The sequence below is a fragment of the Promineifilum sp. (SeqCode) genome (genome assembly GCF_041918635.1).
GTDB lineage: Bacteria > Chloroflexota > Anaerolineae > Promineifilales > Promineifilaceae > Promineifilum.
This window is the reverse complement of the sequence record NZ_JAYRVJ010000294.1, coordinates 1-1,722: the sequence shown is the minus strand read 5'-3', so window position 1 is coordinate 1,722 and position 1,722 is coordinate 1. Positions and strand designations below refer to the sequence as shown.

General features: G+C 65.4%; 1 protein-coding gene. It reads right to left on the bottom strand.

Features of this window, described 5'->3' with window-relative positions; translation table 11 throughout:
* A partial coding sequence (locus tag ACE3UY_RS09615) for a class I tRNA ligase family protein (protein WP_374687324.1) occupies positions 1-1,722 on the bottom strand: 1,722 nt, incomplete at both ends.

The window sequence follows — 1,722 nt, the reverse complement described above, 5'->3', positions numbered from 1 at the left end:
GCGGTCGGGTCCAGCGCCGTCAGCGCCCCACGCACCGCCGGGAACAACGATCCCAGCTTCGGCCCCAGCGTCCGGTTATTGGGCAGCAGCTTGTAGCTGACCAATTCGCCCACTTCCGAGACGATCTCGATGCGCTTGACGTTGATCTCCTCGGCCAGTACGTCGGCCAGCTCCTCCAGGTCTTGCCGCTCCTGGGCCGAGCCGACGAACACCTTGGCCGTCGCCAAGGGCTGGCGCAGCTTGCCAGCCGCGCCGCGCGCCGAACGGCCCACGGCCGCCGTGTTGATCGCCAGCCGCATCTTGTCCAGTAGCCGGTGATCCAGCGCCGCCGCGTCGGCCGTCGGATAGAACAGGTGGTGGACGCTGGCCGGCGCGTCGGGATTGACCGAGCGCACGAGGTTCTGGTACATCACCTCGGTCGTGAACGGGATGAACGGGGCCAGCAGCGTGACGAACTCCACCAGTACGTGGTAGAGTGTCGCGTAGGCCGCCGCCTTGTCCGCGTCTGCCTCGCTCTTCCAGAAGCGGCGGCGCGAGCGGCGCACGTACCAGTTGGACAGGTCGTCTAGCAACAATTCCAGCACCGCCGCCGCCCGCTCGGCGTCATAGACATCCAGGGCCGCCCGCACCTCCACCGTCGTCTCATCCAGCCGCGCCACAATCCACCGATCCAACTCCCCCGCTCCCCCGCTCGTAGTCAGGCGATTCATCGCCGTTCCGTCGGGGGACCACCCATCCGCATTGGCATACGTCACCAGGAACGAATAGACGTTCCACAGCGGAATGAGGAAGCGCCGCCGCGTCTCGTCGCCGCGGTGGAAGCCAAATAGCAGATTTTGCTCCGGCTTGCAACTGGCGTAGAGCCAGCGCATCGTATCCGCGCCCATCTGCTCGGCCGCCTCGTTGAACTCGATGGCGTTGCCCCACGATTTGTGCATCTCGCGGCCGTCCTCGGCGAAGAGTGTGGCGTAGCCGAACAGATTGCGGAAGGGCGGCTCCTCGGCCAGTACCGTGCTTTGCGCCAGCAGGCTGTAGAACCAGTTGCGATACTGGCCGGGAAAGCTCTCCGAGATCCAGTCGACCGGATACCACTTCTCCCAATACGCGCGATCCAGCCGGTAGTGCAGCGTGCTGAAGGCGACGATGCCCGCGTCGAGCCATGGGTTGCCCACGTCGCCGATGCGGCTCGTCTCCGCCCCACAATGCTGGCAGGCGATCTTGACCGCGTCCACGTAGGGGCGGTGGGGCGTGTGCCCCTCGAACTCCTCCCAACCGGCGACGGCGCGCTCCCGCAACTCTTCCTTGCTGCCGACCAGCGTGAAGCCGCCACACGCCTCGCACTCCCAGATGGGCAGCGCCAGGCCGTAGAAGCGCTTCTTGCTGATCATCCAGTCATGCATGTTGCGCAGCCAGTCCATCTCGCGGTCGTAGCCGAAGGCGGGATACCAGTTGATCTGATCCACCCGATCCATGATCTGGTAGCGCAGGCTGGCCCGCTTTTCCTCGGCCGTCAATTCCTCGCGCGGCTTGTCGTAGACCGGCCCCATGCTGATGAACCACTCGTCCACCAGCCGATAGACTAATTCCGAGCCGCAACGCCAGCAGTGGGGATAGCGGTGGCTATAGCGCTGCTTGCGATAGAACAGCCCCTTCTGGCGCAGGTCAGCGAAGATGTCCTCGGCCACGCCGACTACGTCGCGGCCGTCCAGCCAGGCGAAGCCG